The sequence below is a fragment of the Streptomyces sp. NPDC050564 genome (genome assembly GCF_044457265.1).
GTDB lineage: Bacteria > Actinomycetota > Actinomycetes > Streptomycetales > Streptomycetaceae > Streptomyces.
Genome location: NZ_JBITGS010000016.1, coordinates 39302 through 58210 on the forward strand (window position 1 = coordinate 39302; position 18909 = coordinate 58210).

General features: G+C 70.0%; 19 protein-coding genes. 11 read left to right on the forward strand and 8 right to left on the reverse strand.

The window, feature by feature from the left end; genetic code table 11:
• Positions 1–331 precede the first annotated feature (331 nt).
• From ACIBK0_RS25105 to ACIBK0_RS25125, 5 genes are all read right to left on the reverse strand, one after another.
• Entirely contained in the window at positions 332–2005 is a 1674-nt protein-coding gene (locus ACIBK0_RS25105; protein WP_399084059.1) for an FAD-dependent monooxygenase, read from the reverse strand.
• A gap of 175 nt (positions 2006–2180) precedes the next feature.
• The gene (locus tag ACIBK0_RS25110; RefSeq protein ID WP_399084062.1) at positions 2181–3089 is read right to left on the reverse strand and encodes an amino acid ABC transporter permease; all 909 of its coding nucleotides are present in this window, start codon (positions 3087–3089) and stop codon (positions 2181–2183) included.
• On the reverse strand, positions 3086–3754 hold the full coding sequence (locus tag ACIBK0_RS25115) for an amino acid ABC transporter permease (RefSeq protein ID WP_399084065.1): 669 nt from the start codon (positions 3752–3754) through the stop codon (positions 3086–3088). Before ACIBK0_RS25115 ends, ACIBK0_RS25110 begins: the two co-directional genes overlap by 4 nt.
• Positions 3755–3850: 96 nt before the next feature.
• Positions 3851–4690, reverse strand: a complete 840-nt coding sequence (locus tag ACIBK0_RS25120) for a glutamate ABC transporter substrate-binding protein (RefSeq protein WP_399084068.1) — start codon at positions 4688–4690, stop codon at positions 3851–3853.
• 81 nt (positions 4691–4771) lie between these two features.
• The gene (locus ACIBK0_RS25125; protein WP_399084071.1) at positions 4772–5548 is read right to left on the reverse strand and encodes an amino acid ABC transporter ATP-binding protein; all 777 of its coding nucleotides are present in this window, start codon (positions 5546–5548) and stop codon (positions 4772–4774) included.
• Between the two features lie 283 nt (positions 5549–5831).
• On the opposite strand from ACIBK0_RS25125, the gene ACIBK0_RS25130 reads away from it, so the two are divergent.
• Together ACIBK0_RS25130 and ACIBK0_RS25135 are read left to right on the forward strand one after the other, a co-directional pair.
• Positions 5832–6518, forward strand: coding sequence for a response regulator transcription factor (locus ACIBK0_RS25130; protein ID WP_399084075.1), 687 nt, complete (start codon positions 5832–5834; stop codon positions 6516–6518).
• Between the two features lie 9 nt (positions 6519–6527).
• On the forward strand, positions 6528–7919 hold the full coding sequence (locus ACIBK0_RS25135) for an ATP-binding protein (RefSeq protein WP_399084077.1): 1392 nt from the start codon (positions 6528–6530) through the stop codon (positions 7917–7919).
• A 37-nt stretch (positions 7920–7956) separates the two neighbouring features.
• On the opposite strand, the gene ACIBK0_RS25140 is transcribed toward ACIBK0_RS25135, so the two are convergent.
• Positions 7957–8952, reverse strand: coding sequence for a TAXI family TRAP transporter solute-binding subunit (locus ACIBK0_RS25140; RefSeq protein ID WP_399084080.1), 996 nt, complete (start codon positions 8950–8952; stop codon positions 7957–7959).
• 324 nt (positions 8953–9276) lie between these two features.
• Here ACIBK0_RS25140 and ACIBK0_RS25145 point away from each other — a divergent pair, with 324 nt between their 5' ends.
• The 5 genes from ACIBK0_RS25145 to ACIBK0_RS25165 all read left to right on the forward strand — a co-directional run bounded on the left by ACIBK0_RS25145 (position 9277) and on the right by ACIBK0_RS25165 (position 12563).
• A complete protein-coding gene (locus tag ACIBK0_RS25145) occupies positions 9277–9681 on the forward strand; it encodes a MazG nucleotide pyrophosphohydrolase domain-containing protein (RefSeq protein WP_399084083.1) in 405 nt (134 codons plus the stop codon).
• A 109-nt stretch (positions 9682–9790) separates the two neighbouring features.
• On the forward strand, positions 9791–9913 hold the full coding sequence (locus ACIBK0_RS25150; RefSeq protein ID WP_399084086.1) for a hypothetical protein: 123 nt from the start codon (positions 9791–9793) through the stop codon (positions 9911–9913).
• 48 nt (positions 9914–9961) lie between these two features.
• Positions 9962–11488, forward strand: a complete 1527-nt coding sequence (gene miaB / locus ACIBK0_RS25155) for a tRNA (N6-isopentenyl adenosine(37)-C2)-methylthiotransferase MiaB (RefSeq protein ID WP_399084089.1) — start codon at positions 9962–9964, stop codon at positions 11486–11488.
• An 87-nt stretch (positions 11489–11575) separates the two neighbouring features.
• Positions 11576–11704 (forward strand): hypothetical protein, encoded by a 129-nt coding sequence (locus ACIBK0_RS25160; protein WP_399084092.1) that lies wholly within the window; start codon positions 11576–11578, stop codon positions 11702–11704.
• Between the two features lie 130 nt (positions 11705–11834).
• The gene (locus ACIBK0_RS25165; protein WP_399084095.1) at positions 11835–12563 is read left to right on the forward strand and encodes a class III extradiol dioxygenase subunit B-like domain-containing protein; all 729 of its coding nucleotides are present in this window, start codon (positions 11835–11837) and stop codon (positions 12561–12563) included.
• Between the two features lie 286 nt (positions 12564–12849).
• Here ACIBK0_RS25165 and ACIBK0_RS25170 read toward each other — a convergent pair whose 3' ends face one another.
• On the reverse strand, positions 12850–13113 hold the full coding sequence (locus ACIBK0_RS25170) for an antitoxin (RefSeq protein ID WP_399084098.1): 264 nt from the start codon (positions 13111–13113) through the stop codon (positions 12850–12852).
• A gap of 24 nt (positions 13114–13137) precedes the next feature.
• Positions 13138–13395: a hypothetical protein gene (locus ACIBK0_RS25175; RefSeq protein WP_399084101.1), complete on the reverse strand. Its 258-nt coding sequence runs from the start codon at positions 13393–13395 to the stop codon at positions 13138–13140.
• 183 nt (positions 13396–13578) lie between these two features.
• Between ACIBK0_RS25175 and miaA the strand changes: the two genes are divergently transcribed.
• The 4 genes from miaA (at position 13579) to ACIBK0_RS25195 (ending at position 18810) form a co-directional block, all read left to right on the forward strand.
• A complete protein-coding gene (gene miaA / locus ACIBK0_RS25180; protein WP_399084104.1) occupies positions 13579–14517 on the forward strand; it encodes a tRNA (adenosine(37)-N6)-dimethylallyltransferase MiaA in 939 nt (312 codons plus the stop codon).
• Positions 14518–14624: 107 nt separating this feature from the next.
• Positions 14625–15152: a hypothetical protein gene (locus tag ACIBK0_RS25185; protein WP_399084528.1), complete on the forward strand. Its 528-nt coding sequence runs from the start codon at positions 14625–14627 to the stop codon at positions 15150–15152.
• Between the two features lie 174 nt (positions 15153–15326).
• Complete coding sequence (gene dapF, locus ACIBK0_RS25190) at positions 15327–16196, forward strand: diaminopimelate epimerase (RefSeq protein ID WP_399084107.1); 870 nt, start codon at positions 15327–15329, stop codon at positions 16194–16196.
• A 439-nt stretch (positions 16197–16635) separates the two neighbouring features.
• Positions 16636–18810, forward strand: coding sequence for a RelA/SpoT family protein (locus ACIBK0_RS25195; protein ID WP_399084110.1), 2175 nt, complete (start codon positions 16636–16638; stop codon positions 18808–18810).
• Positions 18811–18909 lie beyond the last annotated feature (99 nt).

An 18909-nucleotide genomic window follows, 5' to 3' on the forward strand; every position in this document is an offset into this window, starting at 1 on the left:
AGCCGGACTCCGGGCGGTCCGCGCCGTCACCACGGCTGGTCCGGCTCTGGTCCTGGGGTGGTGGCTCGGCCTGTCGCCGCAGTTGGTTCGGCTCCAGTCTTGGGCGATGGGCCGTCACCACGGCTGGTTCGGCTCCGTCTCCGGCCACGGCTCGCACGGTCACCACGGGCTGGCACGACCCAGGTCTCCGGTGGTGGCTCGGACGGCACCACGGGTTCGGACGCCGGCGATCCCCGGCGGTGGCCCGGACCGTCCCCACAGGCTCCGGCGCCCCCTCCCCGATGGCCCGTACCGTCACCGTCGGCTCCGCCTGCGCCATGTCACGGTGGGCTCAGCCCGTACCCACAGTGGCCTCCGCCTTCGTCGGTCCGCCGAGCGTTGCCTCGGCCGCCGCGTACAGATCCGCTGGGCGGACCCCGCTGAGCGCGCTGACCAGGTGGCCGTCGGGGCGGACGAGGAGCACCGTGTGCGCGGCCGCGCCGGGGTAGCTCTCGGCGACCAGCAGCTCGGCGGAGTGTGGCAGCGCGGTCACGGCGGCCGCGAGCCGGGGCATGATCCCGGCGGTCACCCAGTGCTTGCGCTCCCACACTCCCGTACCCGGTGCGATCAGCACGACGAGCAGGACCCCGCGTCCCAGCCGCTCCCGCAGCCGGACGAAGGAGCCGTCCTCCGCGGTCACCCGCACATCGGTGACCGGCGCACCGGGTGCCGTATCCACCGGGGCGGCCCACTCGGCGTAGGGAGGCGAGAGCGGCGAATCGGCGTACACCCCCGGCGCGCCCAGCGGGCCCCGCCCCAGGTGGCCGTCCGTGAGCAGCGCGTCGTGGCCGCGGGCAGACCCAGGCACGTACGAGCGCAGGCCTCCGCCGCCGCGCAGCAGCGGCAGCGCCTGGTCGGCGGCGCGCAGCCGGGCGGCCACGACGGAGCGCCGCTCCACCTGGTAGCTGTCCAGCAGCGTCTCGTGCGGCCCATGGTGCCAGGCCAGCGCCAGCTTCCAGGCGAGGTTGTCGGCGTCCCGCAGACCCTCGTCCAGGCCCTGGCTGCCGAGCGCGCCGAGCAGGTGGGCGGCGTCCCCGGCGAGGAAGACCCGGCCGGCCCGCCATCGGCGGGCGAGGCGGTGGTGGACGGTGTGGACTCCGGTGTCGAGCAGCTCGTACGGCGGTGTGGAGCCCCCGCTCCAGCCCGCGAGAGTCTCCCGGATGCGCGCCAGCAGCAGGTCAGGCGTGACCAGGTCCTTGCCGGGTGGCAGCAGCCAGTCCAGGCGCCATGCGTCGTCGGCGAGAGGACGCGCGGTCACCTCCCCGGCCGAGGGGCCCGACGTCCGCCACGGCGGCATCCGATGCAACAACGCCTCGCCGGGCCACGGAAGTTCCGTACGCAGTGCCGCCACGGCGTGTCGCTCGACGGCCGTACGCCCGGGGAAGCGGATGTCCTGGAGTTTGCGCACTGTCGAGCGCGGCCCGTCGCAGCCGACGAGATAACTGCCGCGCCACCACGTGCCCCTGGGGCCGCGGGTGTGCGCGGTCACGCCCGATGTCTCCTGCTCGATGGAGTCGAGGCGGCTGTCCACGGCGACCTTGATCAGCGGCTCGTGCACGATGGCGTCGCGCAGGGCACCGGTCAGCGCGTGCTGGGCGATGTGCAGCGGGGCGGGCACGTCGGCGCGTTCGTACTCCGGCGCGCCGCTTCCCGAGCCGTGCGCGCTGTCCCGGGCGCCGCGCGTGGCGCCGGGTGCGCCGTCGCCGAAGTCGATCTCGCGCATCACCTGCTTGCGGCGCATCGACCGCCATCCGGTCCAATGGAAACCGGCCTCGGAGGGGGGAAACCCCGTCAGCCGCTCGATGAGCGCTGCAGTGTCCTCGCGCAGTATCACTGTCCGTGCGAGCCGCTGTTCGTCCTTGCCCGGCCCCTCGTCGAGAACCACGGAGGGGACCTCCTGGCGAGCCAGCGCCAGGGCGAGCATGAGCCCCACGGGCCCCGCTCCGACGATGATCACCGGGTCCACGGCGCGCTGCCCCCTGCCCGGAGCGGTGTCCTGAGGGACATGGGGGAACAGGCAGTTGGGGCGGGGTGCACGATCACAGAACGTATGCAACCCATTGCCGGTGCTTGCGTCAAGTGACGGGGGCAGTGGCGATCATGCCGCTGCCCCCGTGCCGTTCATGCCACTTGACTGTTCATCAGATCGAGCCGCCGTCACCGGTGCCGAAGGAACCCCTGACCTCGGCGGGGTTGAGCTCCACCGCGTCATCGGCGCCGAGAACCGCGCCCGTGCTCTTCTTGCTGCGCCGCAGCCTGCCCTCCAGCCAGCTCGCGAAGCTGGTCAGGAGGAAGTTCAGCACGATGAAGATGATCGCCACCACAATGAAGCTCGGGATGACGTTGGCGTAATTGGCCGCGAGGGTGCTGCGCGCGTTGAGCAGCTCCGGGAACGTCAGCAGCGCGCCGCCCAGCGCGGTGTCCTTCACGATGACGACGAGCTGGCTGACGATGGCCGGCAGCATCGCGGTGACCGCCTGCGGGAGCAGGATGCTGGTCATCGTCTGGCCCTTGCGCAGACCGATCGCGTAGGCGGCCTCCGTCTGCCCCTTGGGCAGGGCGAGGATGCCCGCTCGTACGATCTCGGCGAGGACCGAGGCGTTGTAGAGCACCAGGCCGGTGACGACGGCGTACAGGGGTCGCTGGTCGCTGCTGATGTCCGTGGAGCGCACATAGAACTCGTTGGCGAACAGCATCAGCAGGAGTACCGGGATCGACCGGAAGAACTCGACCACCACGCCGGCCGGGACCCGGACCCACCGGTGGTCGGACATGCGTGCGATGCCGAAGAACGCGCCCAGCGGGAGCGCGATAACCATGGAGAGCGCCGCGGCCTTCAGCGTGTTGCGCAGGCCCGGCAGTAGATACGTCGTCCAGGCTTCCGAGGTGGTGAACGGCTCCCATAGGGACCACTTCAGCTGGCCCTTGTCGTCCATCGTCCGCCATATCCACCAAAGGAGGAGGGCGAGCAGGACGACGAAGACCGCGGAGACGAACACATTGCGGCGCTTGGCCCGGGGGCCGGGGGCGTCGTAGAGAACGGAGGTCATCGCTTCACCGCCAGTCGCTTCCCCAGCCAGCCCAGGAAGAGGCCGGTGGGCAGGGTCAGTACCACGAAGCCGAACGCGAACACCGCGCCGATGGCCACCGTCTGGGCCTCGTTCTCGATCATGGACTTCATCAGGCTGGCCGCCTCGGCGACGCCGATCGCGGCCGCCACGGTCGTGTTCTTGGTCAGCGCGATCAGTACGTTTGCCAGTGGTCCGATCACCGAACGGAAGGCCTGCGGGAGGACGATGATCCGCAGGACCTGACTGAAGCTCAGCCCGATGGCGCGTGCCGCCTCGGCCTGCCCGACGGGCACGGTGTTGATACCGGAGCGCACCGCCTCGCAGACGAAGGCCGCGTGGTACGCCACGAGACCGAGCACCGCCAGCCGGAAGCCCTGGACCTTGAAGTCGTCGGACGCGCCCATCGTCACACCGAAGATGTCGGCGAGGCCGAGCGAGGAGAAGACGATGATGACGGTCAGGGGGATGTTCCGGACGATGTTCACATAGGCGGTGCCGAACCCGCGCATGAGCGGGACCGGGCTGACCCGCATCGCGGCGAGCACGGTGCCCAGGACGAGGGAGCCGACGGCGGAGAGGGCGGCGAGTTTCACCGTCGTCCAGAACGCCCCGAGGACGTCATAACCTTGCAGAAAGTCGAACACGATCTCCCGCGCTTCCGGGTGTGTGGCGTACGTGGAGGGCGCGGCGCGCCGCCGCCGTGATCGCGGCGGGCGGCGGCGCGCCGGTGAATCCCTGGGTTACTTGACGATGACGCCGATCTTCGGGGCGGGCTCGTTCTTGTAGTTGGCCGGGCCGAAGTTCTTCTCGACCGCCTTCTTCCAGGAGCCGTCGCTGACCATCTTCTCCAGCGCGGAGTTGATCTTGTTCACCGTCGCGGTGTCGCCCTTCTTGACACCGATGCCGTAGTTCTCGTTGCTCAGCTTGAGGCCGGCGAGCTTGAACTGACCCTTGTACTTGTCCTGGGCGGCGAAGCCCGCGAGGATCGAGTCGTCGGTGGTCACCGCGTCCACGGCGCCGCTCTGCAGGCCCGCGATGCACTCCGAGTAGCCGCTGTACTCACGCAGGTTGGCCTTCGGGGCGATCGTGTCGTGGATGTTCTGCGCCGAGGTGGAGCCGGTCACGGAACACAGCTTCTTGCCGTTGAGGTCCGTGGCCTTGGAGATGTCCGAGTTGGCCTTGACCAGCAGGTCCTGGTGGGCCAGCAGGTAGGGGCCGGCGAAGTCGACCTTCTGCTTGCGCTCGTCGGTGATCGAGTACGTGGCCGCGATGAACTTCACGTCGCCGCGGGCCAGCGCGTTCTCACGGTCGGCGCTCTTGGTCTCGACAAATTCGATCTGGCTGGGCTTGTAGCCGAGCTGCTTGGCCACGTACGTCGCCACGTCCACATCGAAGCCGGAGAAGGAACCGTTCGGCTCCTTCAGGCCGAGGCCGGGCTGGTCGTACTTGATGCCGACCTTGATCTTGCCGCCTCCGCTGGAGCTCGAGCCGGAGTCCTTGTTGTCGCCCCCACACGCGGTCGCGGTCAAGGAGAGGACGAGGGCGGTGGTGGCGAAAACGGTGACCTTGCGGAGCTTCATGGTGAACATCCTTTGACTGGTGAAGAGATGCGGGCCCGTCAGGGGCGGATGACGCAGGTCGTCAGAGACGCGATGGGGTCGTCAGTGGTGAAGGATCTTCGACAGGAAGTCCTTGGCCCGGTCGCTGCGGGGATTGCTGAAGAACTGGTCCGGCACAGCCTCTTCGACGATCCGACCGTCGGCCATGAAGACCACTCGGTTGGCAGCCGAACGAGCGAAGCCCATCTCATGGGTGACGACGATCATGGTCATGCCGTCACGCGCGAGCTGCTGCATGACCTCGAGGACCTCGTTGATCATCTCGGGGTCCAGCGCCGAGGTCGGCTCGTCGAAGAGCATGACCTTGGGGTCCATCGCCAGTGCTCGCGCGATCGCGACGCGCTGCTGCTGGCCGCCCGACAGCTGAGCGGGGTACTTGTCCGCCTGATTGGCGAGGCCGACGCGGTCGAGCAGTGCGCGGGCCTTCTCCTCGGCGGCCTTCTTGTCGCTCTTGCGGACCTTGACCTGTCCCAGCATCACGTTGTCGAGCACCGTCTTGTGCGCGAAGAGGTTGAAGGACTGGAAGACCATGCCCACGTCGGCCCGCAGCCGGGCGAGCGCCTTGCCCTCCGCGGGCAGCGGCTTGCCGTCGATCGAGATGTCGCCCGAGTCGATCGTCTCCAGGCGGTTGATGGTGCGGCACAGGGTGGACTTCCCGGACCCGGAGGGTCCGATGACCACGACGACCTCGCCACGGGCGATCGTCAGGTCGATGTCCTGGAGCACGTGCAACGCGCCGAAGTGCTTGTTGACGCTCTTCAGGACGACCAGTTCGTCGGTCGCGGCCACAGCGTCCTTGGCCACCGATACTTCGGTCATCGCTCTTTGGCTCCGTCCTCCTCGGTTTCGGAGGACAGTAGTAACCCCGTACGACCAGCGTCATTACATCTGAGGGGAACTTGAGCATCACGATCCGGTAGCAATCGGACACGTGTCGTAGCAGTCGTCCGTGACCGCGTACCGGCTGGGTAACGGAAGCCCTCCGCAACCTGAAGCCTCTTGACGCCATCCTTGTTCTTCGGCGTGACTTCCATGGTGCACGCGCGCGTGCACCGCGTCTACAAGCCGAGACCGTACGACCGATGAACCGGAGGGGGCCGAAATGCGACTGCTCCTCGTCGAGGACGACAACCATGTCGCCGCCGCCCTGTCCGCGGTGCTGGCGCGGCACGGCTTCGACGTCACGCACGCCCGCAGCGGCGAGGAAGCCCTGCAGGCGCTGGTCCCGGAGAGCGACGGTTTCGGCGTCGTGCTGCTCGACCTCGGCCTGCCCGACCAGGACGGCTACGAGGTCTGCGGAAAGATCCGCAAGCGGACCAGCACCCCGGTGATCATGGTCACCGCGCGCGCGGACGTACGCTCCCGGATCCACGGCCTCAACCTCGGCGCCGACGACTACGTGGTGAAGCCGTACGACACGGGGGAGCTGCTCGCCCGTATCCACGCCGTCAGCCGGCGCAGCGTGCCCGACGACGCCGCGGCCCCCGGCGACACCGCGCTGAAGCTCGGCCCCGTGCACATCGAGCTCCCCAACCGTCAGGTCACCGTCCACGGTTTGGTTGTCCAACTGACCCGCAAGGAGTTCGACCTTCTCGCGCTGCTGGCCCAGCGCCCCGGAGTCGTGTTCCGCCGGGAACAGATCATCAGCGAGGTATGGCGCACCAGTTGGGAGGGGACCGGGCGCACGCTGGAGGTGCATGTCGCGTCCCTGCGCTCCAAGCTGCGCATGCCGGCGCTGATCGAGACCGTGCGCGGCGTCGGGTACCGGCTCGTCGCCCCTGCGGCATAGCGGGCACGGGTGCGCACTCGCCTTCTCCCCCTGCTCATCGTCCTGATGGCGGCCGTGCTGCTCGCGCTCGGCCTGCCGCTCGCCGTGAGTGTCGCGGCCGCTCAGCAGCAGCGGGTGGTCGTCGACCGCATCGACGACACGGCGCGCTTCGCTGCCCTCGCCCAGTTCGTCACCGATTCGCCGACCGGCTCCGACGAACGCCGCGAGACCCTGAACAAGGAACTCGCCCGCTACTACGGCGTGTACGGCATAAAGGCCGGCGTCTTTTACCGCAACGACAGGCCCATGGCCAACGCCCCGACGAACTGGTTCCTCCCCAAGACCGGTGAAGGGCGCGACGCATTCAACGAGGCGCTCTTCAGCCGCCGCAGCCACGACCCGGAGCAGGTCTGGCCCTGGCAGCGCCACCGTCTCGTCGTGGCCTCCCCGGTCATCAGGGACGGCGACGTCATCGCCGTCGTCGTCACCGACTCGCCCACCGGGCAGATGCGTTCGAAGATCCTTCGTGGCTGGCTGCTCATCGGCGCGGGCGAGATCGCCGCGATGCTCATCGCCCTCGGCGCCGCGCTGCGCCTCACCGGGTGGGTGCTCAGACCCGTACGCGTCCTCGACGCCACCACCCACGACATCGCGACCGGACGCCTGAAGTCCCGGGTCGCGGCCGCCGGCGGTCCGCCGGAACTCCGGCGCCTGGCCCGGTCGTTCAACGAGATGGCGGACAACGTCGAAGATGTGCTGGAGCAGCAGCGCGCCTTCGTCGCCGACGCCTCGCACCAGCTGCGCAACCCGCTCTCGGCGCTGCTGCTGCGCATCGAGCTGCTCGCCCTGGAACTGCCGGAGGGAAATGAGGAGATCGCCTCGGTCCGTACCGAGGGCAAGCGCCTCGCCCAGGTCCTCGACGACCTCCTCGACCTGGCGCTCGCCGAGCACGCCGAGGCGGATCTGCGGCTCACCGACATCGGCGCGTTGACGGCCGAGCGTGTGTCGTCCTGGCAGCCGCTCGCCGAGAACAAGGGCGTACGGCTGGCCGGGACCTGCCCGGCCACCACCGCCTGGGCCGACCCGGTCACGCTGTCCAGCGCCCTGGACGCGGTCATCGACAACGCGCTGAAGTTCACGCCCGAGGGGGAGAGCGTCGAGGTGAAGGTCGCCTCGAACGGCGAGGTCTCGACCGTCGTGGTCACCGACGGCGGCCCCGGCCTCAGCGACGAGGACCTGGCCCGCATCGGCGACCGCTTCTGGCGCAGCGCGGGGCACCAGAACATCAAGGGCTCGGGCCTCGGTCTGTCCATCTCACGCGTGCTGCTCGCGGCGGGTGGCGGCTCCATCGCGTACGCCCATCACGAGCCGCACGGCCTGCGGGTGACGGTGACGGTGCCGAGGACGGGGCCGGCCTCCTGAGGCCCCTCGCCGGGGAGCGACCACGAGGTGCGAGCGGCTACGGCTTGATCGACCGGTAGTAGCGTCGCGCGCCCTCGTGCAGCGGCAGCGGATCGGTGTAGATGGCCGTGCGCAGATCCACCAGCTGCGCCGCGTGCACCACGGCGCCGATGTGGTCGCGACTGGCGATGACTGTGCGGGTGAGCTCCTCGGTGAGCTTCGCGTCCGCGTCCTCCCGTGTGATCAGGTAGTTGGCGACGGCCAGCGTCTGCACCGACGCGCCGCGCTGTGCCCTGGGGTAGGCGTCGGCGGGCATCACGGCGGCCCGGTAGTAGCGCGAGGCGCCGCCCTGCTCGTGCAGCTTCTTGATGAGGTCGCCCCCGATCGACACGAGCCTGATGTCGTAGGTCTTCGAGAGCTCCAGCACCGCACTCGTAGGCAGGCCGCCGGACCAGAAGAAGGCGTCGATCTTGTGTCGCTTGAGAAGGTCGGGCATGGTCGCGATGCCGTCGGCCCGCGGCTCGATGTCGCTCTCGGGGTCGAGTCCGGCTGCCTGGAGCACATGGTTGGCTATCAGCCGCACCCCGGAACCACTCGGTCCCACGGCGACCGTCCTGCCCCGCAGGTCCGCCACGGATTTCACGGACGACGAGCGCGGGACCACCAGGTGCACATAGTCGTCGTAGAGCCGGGCGCAGCCGCGCAGCCGACCCGCTCCCGGCTTGTTCTCGAGTATGTACGTCTCCACCGCATCGGCCGCCGCGATGGTGAAGTCGGCCTTCCCGGTCGCCACACGCCGTACGTTCTCCTGCGACCCGTCGCTGTTCAGCAGCCGCACGTCCACGCGCGGCATGTCCTTGGCGATGGCGCCCTGAAGGAGCGTGCCGTACTTCTGGTAGACCCCGGTCGGCGTGCCCGTGCTGAACGTGATCGTCCCGCTGGGCGACTCCTCGCCCGGCAGCAGCCACCACAGCAGCAGCCCGAAGACCGCGAAAGCGGCCGCCGAGCCGAGCAGCGCGCGGCGCCGGCCGATACGGGGGAGTGCCTGGAGCATGCGCGCGATCCTGCCAGCTAGTGCCGCGTCAGCCAAGGTTTGCCCGTTAAGGAGCGGCGTCCGGTGCGTGCTCTGGGGGCCCCGGCCGAAGGCTGGGGGAGTGCCGGCCGGAAGTCCTCGTACTGGATGTACTTGGGCTTTCGGCCGGTGCGGCGAGTGGGGGCAGCTCCCACGCCCTTAAGGCAGTGGGGGAGCGTGCCGGGCGTCGCGACGGGGCGAACCTTGGCTGACGCGGCACTGGGGGGCGGTCCTGACCAGGGCGGGCTCATCGACCGGGGTCGCCGTCCTCGCCGGGGGACCTCGGTGGATCGATAGGGTCGGCGGATGCAGCCCTCTCCCGTCTCGCTGGTCCGTGAATTCCACCTCGCTTTCGGCCTCGACGCCCGCACCGTGCCGACAGAGGTGTCCTCGGAGCTGGCGGCCCACCGCGGCGAACTGCTCGCCGAGGAGGCCGCCGAAGTCGCCGAGGTCTCGGTCACCGGCCCGCTCGACCGGCTGGCGCACGAACTGGCTGACGTCGTGTACGTGGCTTACGGGACGGCGCTCGTCCACGGGATCGACCTCGACGCGGTGATCGCCGAGGTCCACAGCTCCAATATGACGAAACTGGGCCCCGACGGCGGGGTCGCCCGCAGGGCCGACGGCAAGGTCCTCAAGGGGGACCACTACCGTGCCCCGGACGTCTCGGAGGTCCTGCGGCGCCAGGGCTGGAGTGCGGCGGACGCGTAGCACCGAGTCGCTGTCGCGGTTGTCGCCCCCTTTGGCCGCCGCTCTCGGCTGTCGCCGTTGTCGCCGCCTTCGGCCGCGTCGTCGTCCCGTGCGCGTACAGCTTGCCGTCGTGAGTGCTGTCGACCTGCCCATGGCGCCGGTGGCCCGCCGCGTCGGCTACGAGAATCCCGGCGTCCTGCGCACCCTGCTGCGGGAACGGGACGGCGTGACGGCACGCTCACTACGGGGGTGAGTCCGCACCGGGACAGGACCCCCTCCCGCTACCGCCTACCCTTGTCACATGAGCAGCGGCGACCGGAGTCAGGCAGTGGACGTTCAGCAATCCAAGACGTACGAAGTGCGCACCTACGGGTGCCAGATGAACGTCCACGACTCCGAACGGCTCTCCGGGCTCCTCGAAGACGCCGGTTACGTGCGCGCCCCCGAGGGTTCGGACGGCGACGCGGACGTGGTCGTCTTCAACACCTGCGCCGTACGGGAGAACGCCGACAACCGGCTGTACGGCAACCTCGGCCGCCTCGCCCCGATGAAGACGAAGCGCCCCGGGATGCAGATCGCCGTCGGTGGCTGTCTCGCGCAGAAGGACCGCGACACCATCGTGAAGAAGGCGCCCTGGGTGGACGTCGTCTTCGGGACGCACAACATCGGCAAGCTCCCGGTCCTCCTGGAGCGCGCCCGCGTACAGGAAGAGGCGCAGGTCGAGATCGCCGAGTCGCTCGAGGCGTTCCCGTCGACGCTGCCGACCCGCCGCGAGAGTGCGTACGCCGCCTGGGTCTCCATTTCGGTCGGCTGCAACAACACCTGCACCTTCTGCATCGTCCCCGCGCTGCGCGGCAAGGAGAAGGACCGCAGGACCGGCGACATCCTGGCCGAGATCGAGGCCCTGGTCGGCGAGGGCGTCTCCGAGATCACGCTGCTCGGGCAGAACGTAAACGCTTACGGGAGCGACATCGGCGACCGCGAGGCCTTCAGCAAGCTGCTGCGGGCCTGCGGGCAGATCGAGGGCCTGGAGCGTGTCCGCTTCACCTCGCCGCACCCGCGCGACTTCACGGACGACGTGATCGCCGCCATGGCCGAGACACCGACCGTGATGCCGCAGCTGCACATGCCGCTTCAGTCCGGCTCCGACACCGTCCTGAAGGCGATGCGCCGCTCGTACCGCCAGGACCGCTACCTGGGCATCATCGAGAAGGTCCGGGCGGCCATCCCGCACGCCGCGATCACCACCGACATCATCGTGGGCTTCCCCGGCGAGACCGAGGAGGACTTCGAGCAGACGATGCACGTGGTCCGCGAGGCCCGCTTCACCCAGGCGTTCACCTTCCAGTACTCCAAGCGCCCCGGAACGCCCGCGGCCACCATGGAGGGGCAGATCCCCAAGGAGGTCGTCCAGGCGCGCTACGAGCGTCTCGTCGCCCTCCAGGAGGAGATCTCCTGGGACGAGAACAAGAAGCAGGTCGGCCGCACCCTGGAGCTGATGGTCGCCGAGGGCGAGGGCCGCAAGGACGGGGCCACGCACCGTCTCTCCGGTCGCGCGCCCGACAATCGCCTGGTCCACTTCACCAAGCCCGACCAAGAGGTGCGCCCCGGCGACGTGGTCACCGTCGAGATCACGTACGCCGCCCCGCACCATCTGCTCGCCGAGGGCGCGGTCCTGAACGTGCGCCGCACGCGCGCGGGCGATGCCTGGGAGAAGCGCAACGCCGCCGAGGCGGCGAAGCCGGCGGGCGTCATGCTCGGGTTGCCGAAGATCGGGGCTCCGGAGCCGCTGCCGGTGGCCACGGGCAGCGGGTGCGGCTGCGACTGACGGAGCGAGCGTTGACGACGGGGGACGGGGGACGGGCGAACGGCTCGCTGGGCACTGCTGCTGGACAAGCCACCCGGTGAGGGGCCGTTGCGCAGGCAGTACGAACTGATGGCGACGGTCGACGGCACGCACGGGGAGGCCGTGGCACGGTTCGGCGAGCTCGTACGGCTGTACCGCCCCAAGCGCCGGCTGTACCCGGTGGGGAGACGGCGGTAGCGCACCGGTGACGGCTGGATGCTCATCGGCGACGGCGCGGCCGGCGGTGTGTTCACGTACCACTTCATGCTCACCGAGCTGGAGTGGGACTCGGGACAGATCACCTACTGAGCGCGTTACGCTGCCGATCATGCTTGTAGCCGCCGCAGTCTGCCCCTGTCCGCCGCTGCTCGTCCCCCAGGTCGCCGCCGGTGCGGCGCCCGAGCTGGATGCCGCGCGCGCGGCGTGCACGGACGCACTGGGCGTGCTCGCCGCCTCCCGCCCCGACCTGCTGGTCGTCGTGGGCCCCACCGAGCAGAGCGGGCGCGGACCGCACCCAGAAGGCACCCGGGGCTCGTTCCGCGGATTCGGTGTCGATCTCGACGTACGCCTCGGGGGAGACAGGCCGGGTCCAGGGGCGGCGGAGCGTTCGGCACGTGAGCTTCCGCCTTCGCTCGCTGTCGCCGCGTGGCTGCTGGAACGGACGGGTTGGTCCGACGCGCCTGTCGAAGGTCTCGGGGTGGGGGAACCTCTCGAGGCCGAGCGGTGTATCCAAGTCGGAGGGGAAATCGGTGGCCGGGCCGAGAGGGTGGCATTGCTGGTGATGGGCGACGCCAGCGCGTGCCGGACGCTCAAGGCGCCGGGCTATCTCGACGAGCGCGCCGCAGGCTTCGACGCGGAGATCGCGCGTGCGCTGGGCGCGGCGGACGTGACGGCCCTCGAGGCGCTGGACGCCGAACTGGCGCAAGAGCTGAAGGTCTCGGGGCGAGCCCCCTGGCAGGTCCTCGCGGGCGCGGCCGAGGGCGCGGGGCTGGGCGGCGCGCTGCTCTACGACGATGCGCCGTACGGGGTGGGGTATCTGGTGGCGGCCTGGTCGTAGCGGGCCTTCTCGGAAAGTTGCGGCTCCTTGGGCCGTACGGGCCCGAGCCCGGCGACACATCCCTGTGCGGGCTGGGCCGTCTGGGGCCTTACCGGCCCGAATGCGGCACTGGCCGGGCTCGGCCGTCCTGGGCGTCACCGGCCCGCATGCCGCCATGAGCGGACTGGGCACCGGGAGCCTGAACACGGCCCGGAGCGGACTCGACCCCTTGGGACTGCAGGAACGTGAACACGGCGGACGGCCGGGAGCCCTGGGGGCTCCGCAGCCGTCCGCCGATGTGTGTCGCTCAGGAAGCCGGAGGCGTTGTTGGCGCGTCCGGCGGGGGCGTGGCGCCGTCACTGTCTTTGTGCGCGAGTCGGTCCATGGCGCCCTTCGCCTTGCCCGTGCCCGACTGGATCTTGTCGCTGTACTTGTGCTTGGTCTTGTCGTCGACCACCTTCGCGGCCTTGTCGAGACCGTGAGTGACCTTGTCCCCGTGCTGCTGCGCGAGGTCCGACACCTTGTCCTTGGCAGGCGCCAGCTTGGCCTTGAGATTGTCCAGGAGACCCATGGTTCACCTTCCCTCGCGGGGCAGTTACTTGCGGGCGCCCTCACCGGCCTCGTTGTCGGCGGCCTTCTCGGCGGTCTGCTGCTGGGGGATGTCGACGTCCTCCGCGGTGGCGGCCTCGGCGGTCTCCTCCGCCGTCGCCTCACCCTCGGTCGGGGACGAACCCTTCGCTTGCTCCGCCACCTCCGCCTCGGTCTCGGCCGTCTGTGGGTCGGCCTGCGCCTCGGCGGTTGACGCCTCCTCCGTAGCCTTCGACCTCCGGAGAAGTCGTGCAAAAACGCCCATATCCACTCCATACGTTACTCGTGAGGGCGAAATCCCGCGTCACCCAGTGCGTCCCATTGCGTCGCCCGGGTCACCGGTCCTCGAAAACCGGCGGCTGGAACCTCGCAACAGGCAACGAGGCCGGACGCGTGGCGTCACGTAACTCGTTCGAGGAGAGGGGGTGGGGTTTGCGAGACTGGGACGGTGAGTAGCGCACCCCCCGCCCCCCGGGTCATCGCAGTCGTCGGACCGACCGCGGCAGGAAAGTCCGATCTGGGCGTTTTCCTCGCCCAACGTCTCGGAGGAGAGGTCGTCAACGCCGACTCCATGCAGTTGTACCGAGGGATGGACATCGGCACCGCCAAGCTGACGCCCGAGGAGCGCGGAGGGATCGCGCACCACCTCCTGGACATCTGGGACGTGACGGTCACGGCCAGCGTCGCCGAGTACCAGCGGCTCGCCCGTGCCCGCATCGACGCGCTGCTCGCCGAGGGCCACTGGCCGATCCTGGTGGGCGGCTCCGGGCTGTATGTCCGTGGGGCTGTCGACAACCTGGAGTTCCCCGGTACGGACCCCGAGGTACGGGCCCGGCTGGAGGAGGAGCTCACACTGCGCGGCTCCGGCGCACTGCACGCGCGTCTGGCGATGGCGGACCCCGAGGCCGCCCACGCGATCCTGCCGAGCAACGGCCGCCGTATCGTCCGCGCCCTCGAAGTCATCGAGATCACCGGCAAGCCCTTCACAGCGAACCTCCCGGGCCACGACTCGGTGTACGACACCCTCCAGATCGGCGTCGACGTCGCGCGCCCCGAACTCGACGAGCGCATCGCGCGCCGGGTCGACCGGATGTGGACGGCCGGGCTCGTCGACGAGGTGCGCGCCCTTGAGGCGCAGGGCTTGCGTGAGGGGCGCACGGCATCACGCGCGCTCGGGTATCAGCAGGTCCTCGCGGCGCTCGCGGGGGATTGCACCGAGGAAGAGGCGCGGGCCGAGACCGTACGCGCCACCAAGCGCTTCGCGCGCCGCCAGGATTCGTGGTTCCGGCGCGACCCTCGGGTGCATTGGCTCAGTGGGGCTGAGGCGGATCTCACGGAACTGCCCGAGCTTGCAATGGCGTTGGTCGAACGACCGGTTACAGCCTGATCACGTCATGGCATCGGGACGCTCCGGCCGTCATCCCGGCCTCCGGCGGCGTGCCATCATCGAGCTTCGATCGACCAGTGAAGTCCGAGTTGGGAGGGCGCGTGGCGATGGAGGCCGGCCCTCGCGACACTGCACGAGACGCTGAGCACGGTGCCGATCCGGACGGAGATCGTCTGGGTATCGATCCGGGCGACGAGACAGGTCTGGGCGGGGAGCGTCTGAGCTCGGACGGGCCCGAGGACACCCCCGGCGGGGTGACCGCCGACGGCCCCGGGCCCGGCGAGATGTCCCCGGGACCCGAGGTCGAGGTCGAATTGCGCCCGCAGCGTCGGCTGCGCATCTGGCAGCTCGCGCCCATCGTGACGCTGGCCGCGACAGGCTCGCTGATGTTCGCCTTCCCGCTGGCCTTCGAGTTCGGTGACGGCGGTGCCGTGGTCGCCATGCTCGGCCTGCTGATCTGCTCGTGCGCCGCGGGCTGGGGCATGATGGCGGCCCGCCGCGTCGGCTACACCTGGCCGGGGTTCCCGCAGCGTGGCTCCGGCCGCCGTCCGGACTGGCGGGTGGTGATCGCGTACGTCGTGGTGGTCGCGGCGGTGGCGGTGCTCGCCGTGTGGCGCGTGGCCCGGCTGCGCTGACTCCGAGGCGCGCTCCGACTGTGCCGACTCCGAGGCGCGGCCCGGCTGCGCCGAACCCGAGGCAGGGCCCGGCCGTGCATCCCCTTCGTCCAGGCCCACCCCGTCCTCCTGGCGGTGCTCCGCAGACGCCCCCACGTGGGCCGGAGTGTCGTACCGACCCCGTACGATCGAGGAATGAGCACGCGGATCGCCTTCCTCAAGGGCCACGGGACCGAGAACGACTTCGTGATCATCCCGGACCCGGAGAATGTCATCGACCTGCCCCCGACCGCGGTCGCGGCCCTGTGCGACCGTCGTGCGGGCATCGGCGGTGACGGTCTGCTGCATGTCGTACGGTCCGCCGCGCACCCCGAGGCCAGGGAGATGGCGGCCGAGGCGGAGTGGTTCATGGATTACCGCAACGGCGACGGCTCGATCGCCGAGATGTGCGGCAATGGAGTCCGTGTGTTCGCGCACTACCTCCAGCGTGCCGGTCATGTGGCCGAAGGGGACATCGCGATCGCCACGCGTGGGGGCGTGAAGAGCGTGCACCTCGTCAAGGAAGGTGACGTGACGGTCGGCATGGGCAAGGCGCTCCTCCCCGAAGGGGACGTCACCGTGAGTGTCGGAGAGCGCAGCTGGCCCGCGCTCAACGTCAACATGGGCAACCCGCACGCCGTCGCCTTCGTGGACGACCTCGCGCACGCCGGCGATCTGTTCACGCCGCCGCCGTTCAGCCCGGCGTCGGCGTACCCGGACGGGGTCAATGTCGAGTTCGTGGTCGACAGGGGTCCGCGTCACGTGGCCCTGCGTGTCCATGAGCGCGGCGCCGGAGAGACCCGCTCGTGCGGCACGGGCGCGTGCGCCGTGGCTGTCGCCGCGGCCCGCCGCGACGGCACCGACCCGGCCATGACCGGGGCTCCGGCGACGTACATCGTCGACGTACCCGGCGGGCGCCTGGTGATCACCGAGCGCGCGGACGGCGAGATCGAGATGACGGGGCCCGCGGTGATCGTCGCTGAGGGCGAGATCGACGCGGAGTGGCTCGACACCGCGCGCCACTGAGCGTTCCCGGCGGTAGGGCGGCGCCGCTCCTGAACGTTGCCGGCATAGCGCGCCGCGCGCTCCTGGGCGTTGCCGGCATATGCCGCCGCGTATTTCTGAGCCTCTGTGAGACGCGGCGCCGCGCCTCCCGGCCCACGACGCGCCCAGCCAGTGCGCCTCGGGTTTGACGACGTGCAACCGTGAGCCTCTGGCACAGCGCCCCGCTTCCCCTGTCCGGAGCCAGGAGGCGGACCCCCGCCTCTTCCAAGAGTTCGAAACCGTAAACCCCTGATCCTTCGCTCGAATGGGTGATCCGTTTCACGCTCGGCGAGAGGCGGTCAACCGGGCGTGGTGGGCTCGGTAGCATCAAGCACCGGCCCGGACGGGGGATCGATGCCATCCCCTGAGCCGTGTACGCCATGGGGCACCCGTCCGCCGGTCTACGCAGCCGGAGGTGCCCATGAGTGCGGAGGCGACGAATCCCGCGACGCCAGGTCCTGCCACGCCCTCCCCCAAGCTCTCGGGCTCGCGCGAGCAGGGGGCACCCCCAGCGCACCGCAGGAAGGGCCTTCCGCGGATCGACCTGCGCCGCCTGGGCCGGGCCGCGCTGCTCGGCCCCGCGGCTCGCGACCGGCTGCCCGACGCGATCGGCCATGTGGTCGAAGCACACCGCGCCCATCACCCCGACGCGGACCTGGAGCCACTGCGCCGGGCCTACGTCCTGGCCGAGTCCTCGCATCGCGGCCAGATGCGCAAGAGCGGCGAGCCGTACATCACGCACCCGCTCGCCGTGACCCTGATCCTCGCCGAACTCGGCGCGGAGACCACGACGTTGACGGCATCCCTGCTCCACGACACCGTCGAGGACACGGAAGTGACGCTCGATCAGGTGCGGGAGGAGTTCGGTGACGAGGTCTGCTACCTGGTGGACGGTGTCACCAAGCTGGAGAAGGTCGACTACGGGGCCGCCGCCGAGCCGGAAACGTTCCGCAAGATGCTGGTCGCGACGGGCAACGACGTCCGCGTGATGTCGATCAAACTCGCGGACCGGCTGCACAACATGCGGACCCTCGGCGTCATGCGCCCCGAGAAACAGGCGCGCATCGCCAAGGTGACCCGGGACGTCCTGATCCCGCTCGCCGAACGGCTCGGCGTCCAGGCGCTCAAGACCGAGCTGGAAGACCTCGTCTTCGCGATCCTGCACCCCGAGGAGTACGAGCACACCAGGGAGCTGATCGCCGACAATGCGGCACGCGGGGACGATCCACTCGCGGAGATCGCCGAGGAGGTGCGCGCGGTCCTGCGCGACGCCGGGATCCAGGCCGAAGTCCTCATAAGGCCACGCCACTTCGTCTCCGTGCACCGCGTGTCACGCAAACGCGGCCCCCTGCGCGGTGCCGACTTCGGACGGCTCCTGGTGCTCGTGAACGAGGACGCGGACTGCTACGGAGTCCTCGGTGAACTGCACACTTGTCTCACTCCGGTGGTCTCGGAGTTCAAGGACTTCATCGCGGTCCCCAAGTTCAACCTGTACCAGTCGCTGCACACAGCCGTCGCGCGCGGCGGCGGCGAGGTCGCCGAAGTCCTCATCCGCACCCACCAGATGCACAAGGTCGCCGAGGCCGGCGTCATCGCGCTCGGCAATCCCTACGCTCCTCCTTCGGAGGAGCAGGCGGACGGCGACGGGGGACGCCCCTTCGACGGCGAGCGCGCCGACCCCACCCGTCCGGGCTGGCTCTCCAGGCTCCTCGACTGGCAGGAAGGTGCCCCGGACCCGGACACGTTCTGGTCCACACTGCGCGAAGACCTCGCCCAGGACCGCGAGATCACCGTCTTCCGCGCCGACGGCGGCGCGTTGGGCCTTCCCGAGGGCGCCAGTTGTGTCGACGCGGCGTACGCGCAGTACGGCGAGGACGCGCACGCCTGCATCGGCGCCCGCGTCAACGGCCGTCTGGCGACGCTGAGTACGGTCCTGCAGGACGGCGACACCGTGCAGCTCCTCATGGGCCAGGACCCCGCCTCCGAGCCCTCCAGAGAGTGGCTGGAGCACGCACACACGCCCGCCGCGCGGATCGCCATCCAGCGCTGGATGGCCGCGCATCCCTCACCCAGCGGCGCGGAGACTCCGGAGGCCCCCGCCGCGACTCCTCGGCCGACAGTGGACGTGCGCGCCGCGCGGCCCGCGGCGAATGCCGTCGTCGACCAGCCCGGCGCGACCGTACGGCTCGCGGGCTGCTGTACGCCCGTACCGCCCGACGAGGTGACCGGCTTCGCCGTGCGCGGGGGAGTGGTGACGGTCCACCGCGTGGAGTGCGCCGGAGTGGCGCGCATGAAGAGTGGGGGGCGCCCAGAGGTCGGCGTGCGCTGGGGTGACAGCACCGAGTGCCGCGTCACGCTGGTCGCCGAGTCCTTCGGGCGCCCGCATCTGCTCGCCGACCTCACCGAAGTCATCGCCCTTGAGGGCGTCGCCATCGTCTCGGCGACCGTCGAACCCCCCAGCCAGCAGCGCGTACGCCACACATACACGCTCCAACTCTCGGACGCGGCACACCTTCCCGGGCTGATGCGGGCCATGCGCAATGTGCCGGGGGTGTACGACGTGAGCCGGGCGCAGCATCAGGCGGCGGCGCAATAGGCCTTCCCGGGCTTCCCGGGTCTCCCTGTCGACCGGGCAATAGGCCTTCCCGGGCTTTCCAGGTCTCCCTGTCGACTCGTTGGCCCCCCTGCCGACCCG

Bases quoted from the DNA above. Each gene is read 5' to 3' on its own strand.
- ACIBK0_RS25110 (WP_399084062.1), bottom strand. From the start codon at position 3,089: ATGACCTCCGTTCTCTACGACGCCCCCGGCCCCCGGGCCAAGCGCCGC.
- ACIBK0_RS25120 (WP_399084068.1), bottom strand. From the start codon at position 4,690: ATGAAGCTCCGCAAGGTCACCGTTTTCGCCACCACCGCCCTCGTCCTC.
- ACIBK0_RS25125 (WP_399084071.1), bottom strand. From the start codon at position 5,548: ATGACCGAAGTATCGGTGGCCAAGGACGCTGTGGCCGCGACCGACGAA.
- ACIBK0_RS25130 (WP_399084075.1), top strand. From the start codon at position 5,832: ATGCGACTGCTCCTCGTCGAGGACGACAACCATGTCGCCGCCGCCCTG.
- ACIBK0_RS25140 (WP_399084080.1), bottom strand. From the start codon at position 8,952: ATGCTCCAGGCACTCCCCCGTATCGGCCGGCGCCGCGCGCTGCTCGGC.
- ACIBK0_RS25145 (WP_399084083.1), top strand. From the start codon at position 9,277: ATGCAGCCCTCTCCCGTCTCGCTGGTCCGTGAATTCCACCTCGCTTTC.
- miaB (WP_399084089.1), top strand. From the start codon at position 9,962: ATGAGCAGCGGCGACCGGAGTCAGGCAGTGGACGTTCAGCAATCCAAG.
- ACIBK0_RS25165 (WP_399084095.1), top strand. From the start codon at position 11,835: ATGCTTGTAGCCGCCGCAGTCTGCCCCTGTCCGCCGCTGCTCGTCCCC.
- ACIBK0_RS25170 (WP_399084098.1), bottom strand. From the start codon at position 13,113: ATGGGTCTCCTGGACAATCTCAAGGCCAAGCTGGCGCCTGCCAAGGAC.
- ACIBK0_RS25175 (WP_399084101.1), bottom strand. From the start codon at position 13,395: ATGGGCGTTTTTGCACGACTTCTCCGGAGGTCGAAGGCTACGGAGGAG.
- ACIBK0_RS25185 (WP_399084528.1), top strand. From the start codon at position 14,625: ATGGAGGCCGGCCCTCGCGACACTGCACGAGACGCTGAGCACGGTGCC.
- dapF (WP_399084107.1), top strand. From the start codon at position 15,327: ATGAGCACGCGGATCGCCTTCCTCAAGGGCCACGGGACCGAGAACGAC.
- ACIBK0_RS25195 (WP_399084110.1), top strand. From the start codon at position 16,636: ATGAGTGCGGAGGCGACGAATCCCGCGACGCCAGGTCCTGCCACGCCC.